Origin of the sequence: Sphingomonas sp., from assembly GCF_036387535.1 — a bacterium.
In the GTDB taxonomy this organism is placed as follows: Bacteria; Pseudomonadota; Alphaproteobacteria; order Sphingomonadales; family Sphingomonadaceae; genus Sphingomonas_R.
This window is the reverse complement of the sequence record NZ_DASVTO010000160.1, coordinates 1-4,668: the sequence shown is the minus strand read 5'-3', so window position 1 is coordinate 4,668 and position 4,668 is coordinate 1. Positions and strand designations below refer to the sequence as shown.

The following is a 4,668-nucleotide window of genomic DNA, read 5'->3' as shown; positions in this document are numbered from 1 at the left end:
GGGCAATGTCCGGCTCTATGTGACCGCCAACCGCCGCCATATCGTGCCGCGCGACATCGCCGAACAGGACGGTGCGATTTCGGCGCGCGACGTGGCGGACGACCGGCTGGCACTGGCCGACCGGTTCGGGCTGAGCCTGGGGTTCCATGTCGCCGACCAGGACGCCTATCTGGCGATGGTCGCCGGCTATGCCGCGCGGTTCGGGCTGGTCTTCGAGCCCCATGACGCGATCGGATGGGCCACCACCCGCGGCGGCCGATCGGGACGGGTGGCGTGGCAATATGTGGTGGAACTGGCGGGGCGTGCGGGGCGGGCGGTTTGATGGGCGTGATTTCGCCCAGTTGCGGACATTCCAATCTAATGGCAGCACCGGCGCGTGTTTGTTTTCTGGCTCCTGCTGCTCTTTTTTCTACCGGCGCTCGTCCTATGGTCGCCGGCATTCGCGTTTGCCCATAGGCGAGCGTCCAAGGGCAATATGCGACGTTACGCATGGGTTTGGGCGTGGCTGCTTCCTGCCACTGCTACTGTCGCCGTGCTCGGATTGGCCGGCTTTGTTGGAGACGTGTTCGGCTCCGTGTAGGTCTACGGAACGACCGCTTTCCACGGTGGGTTCAAGCGGTCATCGCAACGGCTTCGGCGAACATTTCAGCTGGGGTTTGGTACATCAAGGTTTTTCTCGGCCTCTCGTTGAGCTGTCTGGCGATGATGCTGAGCTGAGCCTGGTTGAAGGTCGACAGTGGGACTTACCACCCGGCGCACGTCTAGCAGGCCCCAAGGGCGGTGGCCCCTCACCCCCTCCGTCGTGCCATCCAGAGCAGCACCGCGCCCACGCCCATCATCAGCGCGCCGCGGGCGGCCCAGGGGCGCTGGTCGAGCATGAAGCTGGACGCGGGCCAGTGGATCAGGCCGAGGCCCTGGCCGGTCCACAAGGCGCCGACCAGCAGCGCGGCGACGGCGAGGATCATCAGGATGGTCTTCATGGTGGGGGCTCCTTTGGGGGGACAGGCGGGCGTGCGGGGGCTGGCGGGCTGGCCGTCCCCCCGCTACATCGCCCGCACACAGAGCGAGGACAAGAGACATGCGCCCATCCGGCCGCGCCCCAGACCAGATGCGGGCGATCACCATGGAGACCGGATTTTCCGCGCATGCGGAAGGATCGTGCCTGGTGTCGTTCGGCGATACCCGCGTGCTGGTGACCGCCAGCCTGGAAGAGAAGCTGCCGCCGTGGCTGCGCGGCAAGGGCAAGGGCTGGGTGACGGCGGAATATGGCATGTTGCCGCGCGCGACGCACACCCGCGGCAACCGCGAGGCGGCGAAGGGCAAGCAATCCGGCCGCACGCAGGAGATCCAGCGGCTGATCGGGCGGAGCCTGCGCAGCGTGGTCGACATGGAATTGCTGGGCGAGCGGCAGTTCACGCTGGATTGCGACGTGTTGCAGGCCGATGGCGGCACGCGGACGGCGGCGATTTCCGGCGCGTGGGTCGCATTGCGGCTGGCGGTCGACAGGCTGCTGGCGGACGGGAAGCTGGCGAGCGATCCGATCCGGGCGCAGGTGGCGGCGATTTCCGCGGGCATTCATGAGGGCACGCCGGTGCTGGACCTGGATTATATCGAGGATTCGAACGCGCATGCCGATGCCAATTTCGTGCTGATCGGCGACGGCAAGATCGCCGAGGTGCAGGCGACCGCGGAAGGCGCGACGTTCGACGAGGAGGAATTGCTGCGGCTGCTGCGGCTGGCGCGGATCGGGTGCGGCGAGATCTTCGCGGCGCAGCGGCGGGCCACCGGGCGGTGATCGCGCTGTCCGACGATGCGCCGCCGGCGGTGCCGCACCGCAAGCTGGGCCCGGGGCGGCTGGTGATCGCCAGCCACAATCAGGGCAAGGTGCGCGAGATCGGTGCGTTGCTGGCGCCTTATGGCATCGAGACGGTGTCGGCGGGCGCGCTCGACCTGCCCGAGCCGGAGGAGACGGGCACGACCTTTGCCGCCAATGCCGAGTTGAAGGCGCGGGCGGCGGCCGATCTGTCGGGCTTGCCGGCGCTGGCGGACGACAGCGGGCTGTGCGTGGAGGCGTTGGGCGGCGATCCGGGGATCTTCTCCGCGCGCTGGGCGGGGCCGTCGAAGGATTTCGGCGTCGCGATGCAGGCGGTCGAGGATGCGATCCGCAAGGTCGGGCCGGAAGCGGGGCGCGACGCGCATTTCGTGTGCGCGCTGTCGCTGTGCTGGCCGGACGGGCATATCGAGACGTTCGAGGGCCGGGTCGACGGGACGCTGGCATGGCCGCCGCGGGGGGACAATGGCTTCGGTTATGATGCGATGTTCGTGCCGTTGGGGGCGACGCAGACATATGGTGAGATCGATCCGGACGTGAAGCACCGGGTGAGCCACCGGGCGGATGCGTTCGCGAAGCTGACCGCGGCGGTTTTTTGAAGGTTGCCGGGATACCTGCCGCTCATGTTGCCGCGCGATCTCGGTGCCGTGCGTGACGTTCAGGGGCGCCGGGATGACGTTTGAGATGGAGGTCGAGACGCTGCAAAAGCGCCCGGAGGGGGAGCTTGCGCTCTATATTCACTGGCCGTTCTGCGTGTCCAAATGTCCCTATTGCGATTTCAACAGTCATGTCCGCGATGCGGTGGATCAGGCGGCGTGGCGGGCGGCGTTGCTGGCGGATATGGCGCATGAGGCGGCGCTGACGCCGGGACGGCGGTTGCGGTCGATCTTCTTCGGAGGCGGGACGCCGTCGCTGATGCCGCCGGAAACGGTGGCGGCGTTGCTGGCGGCGGCGGAGCGGCATTGGGGGTTCGCCGAGGGCATCGAGATCACGCTGGAGGCCAATCCGTCGTCGGTGGAGGCGGCGCGGTTTACCGATCTGGCGGCGGCGGGGGTCAACCGGGTATCGCTGGGGTTGCAGGCGCTGGACGATGCGGCGCTGCGGTTCCTGGGGCGGGCGCATGATGTGGGCGAAGGGCTGGCGGCGCTGGACGTGGCGCAGCGGGTGTTCGCGCGGGTAAGTTTCGACCTGATCTATGCGCGGCCCGACCAGTCGCCGGAGGACTGGCAGCGCGAACTGGCGCGCGCGCTGGCGCTGGGCACGGGGCATTTGTCGCTGTACCAGCTGACCATCGAGGACGGCACGCGCTTTGCGACCGATGCGGCCAAGGGCGTGCTGACCGAGCTGGATCCGGACCGCGCGGCCGACCTGTTCGAGGCGACGCGCGCGGCGACCGCGGCGGCGGGCATTCCGGCCTATGAGGTGTCGAACCATGCGCGCGCGGGCGAGCAGAGCCGCCACAATCTCGCTTATTGGCGCTACCAGGATTATCTGGGCATCGGGCCCGGCGCGCATGGCCGCCGGCTGGGGCAGGCGACGGTGCGGCACAGGAAACCGGAAAATTGGCTGAAGCGCGTGGCGGCCGGCGGGCACGGCATCCAGGTGGCGGAGCCGCTGAGCCCGCGCGCGCGCGCGACCGAGGCGTTGCTGATGGGATTGCGGCTGGACGAAGGCGTCGATCTGGCGCGGCTGGCGGCGAAGACCGGAGTGGACGCGTTGATCGACCTGCGGGCCGCGGCGCGGCTGGAGGAATTGGGGTTCGTCGAGCAGGCGGGGACGCGGGTGCGGGTGACGCCGGCGGGCATGCTGCTGCTGAATGCGATCCTGGCCGATCTGGTGGTGACCTGATCCTTTTGACGATGGCGTTTTTGTGCCTACATGCACGTCATGATCGGAGCGCCCATCACCGAGTTGTCTGCCCGCGCACGGGAAGTGTTCCGCGTGGTGGTGGAATCCTATCTGGGCACCGGCGCGCCGGTGGGATCGCGCACGATATCCAAGCTGACGTCGCTCAACCTGTCGCCGGCATCGATCCGCAACGTGATGCAGGATCTGGAGGAAGCCGGGCTGCTGGCGGCGCCGCATACCTCCGCCGGGCGGATGCCGACCGAAACCGGGCTCAGGCTGTTCGTCGACGGGATGATGCAGGCGGCGGAACCGTCGGCGGAGGAACGCGCCGCGATCGAGGGCCGCGCGCGGGGCGGCGGCACGATCGAGGAGGCGCTGGTCGCGACATCGGCGGCGTTGTCCGGCCTGTCCGCCTGTGCGGGCATCGTGCTGGTGCCGCGGCGCGAGCCGGTGCTGAAACAATTCTCGTTCGTGCCGCTGAACGCGGTGCAGGCGATCGCGATCCTGGTCGGTGGTGACGGGACGGTGGAAAACCGCGTGGTCGACCTGCCGCCCGGACTGCCGCCGTCGGCCCTGGCCGAAGCGGGCAATTACATGTCGACGCGGCTGGCGGGGCTGACGCTGGGCGAGGCCCGCAACCGGATGCAGGACGAGATCGGGCGCGGGCGTGCCGCGCTCGATCTCGCCGCGGCCGACCTGGTGGCGCGCGGGCTGGCGATCTGGTCCGAGGACGGCGCGGCGCGGCCGGTGCTGATCGTGCGCGGGGCCGCGAACCTGATCGATGCGACCGCGGCGGCGGACCTGGAACGGGTGCGGCAATTGCTGGACGAGATCGAGGGCAAGGAAGAGATCGCCCGGCTGCTCGACATGGCGCGCGGCGGGCAGGGGATGAAGATCTTCATCGGATCGGAGAACAAGCTGTTCGCTTTGTCCGGCTCGTCGGTTATCGCCGCGCCCTATCGGGACGGCGAAGGCAACGTGGTCGGGGT

The 4,668-nt window shown here is 68.7% G+C and carries 6 protein-coding genes and 1 pseudogene; 5 read left to right on the top strand and 2 right to left on the bottom strand.

Annotated features, from left to right (window positions below):
- Positions 1-322: DUF815 domain-containing protein (locus VF649_RS14855; protein WP_331012734.1), on the top strand; the 322-nt coding region annotated here is incomplete at its 5' end.
- A 289-nt stretch (positions 323-611) separates the two neighbouring features.
- Here the strand turns inward: VF649_RS14855 and VF649_RS14850 are convergent.
- Both VF649_RS14850 and VF649_RS14845 read right to left on the bottom strand, forming a co-directional pair.
- Positions 612-737 (bottom strand): annotated as a pseudogene (locus tag VF649_RS14850) (IS30 family transposase); the annotation flags it as partial.
- A 51-nt stretch (positions 738-788) separates the two neighbouring features.
- Entirely contained in the window at positions 789-980 is a 192-nt protein-coding gene (locus tag VF649_RS14845; RefSeq protein WP_331012733.1) for a hypothetical protein, read from the bottom strand.
- 98 nt (positions 981-1,078) lie between these two features.
- Between VF649_RS14845 and rph the strand changes: the two genes are divergently transcribed.
- The 4 genes from rph to hrcA all read left to right on the top strand — a co-directional run.
- Positions 1,079-1,795, top strand: a complete 717-nt coding sequence (gene rph, locus VF649_RS14840; RefSeq protein ID WP_331012732.1) for a ribonuclease PH — start codon at positions 1,079-1,081, stop codon at positions 1,793-1,795.
- Between the two features lie 5 nt (positions 1,796-1,800).
- Positions 1,801-2,430: an RdgB/HAM1 family non-canonical purine NTP pyrophosphatase gene (rdgB, locus tag VF649_RS14835; protein ID WP_331012735.1), complete on the top strand. Its 630-nt coding sequence runs from the start codon at positions 1,801-1,803 to the stop codon at positions 2,428-2,430.
- 73 nt (positions 2,431-2,503) lie between these two features.
- Positions 2,504-3,679 (top strand): radical SAM family heme chaperone HemW, encoded by a 1,176-nt coding sequence (hemW, locus tag VF649_RS14830; protein WP_331012731.1) that lies wholly within the window; start codon positions 2,504-2,506, stop codon positions 3,677-3,679.
- Positions 3,680-3,718: 39 nt separating this feature from the next.
- Positions 3,719-4,668 (top strand): heat-inducible transcriptional repressor HrcA (gene hrcA, locus VF649_RS14825; RefSeq protein ID WP_331012730.1); only part of this gene is annotated, 950 nt, incomplete at its 3' end.

Bases quoted from the DNA above. Each gene is read 5' to 3' on its own strand.
- VF649_RS14845 (WP_331012733.1), bottom strand. From the start codon at position 980: ATGAAGACCATCCTGATGATCCTCGCCGTCGCCGCGCTGCTGGTCGGC.
- rph (WP_331012732.1), top strand. From the start codon at position 1,079: ATGCGCCCATCCGGCCGCGCCCCAGACCAGATGCGGGCGATCACCATG.
- hemW (WP_331012731.1), top strand. From the start codon at position 2,504: ATGACGTTTGAGATGGAGGTCGAGACGCTGCAAAAGCGCCCGGAGGGG.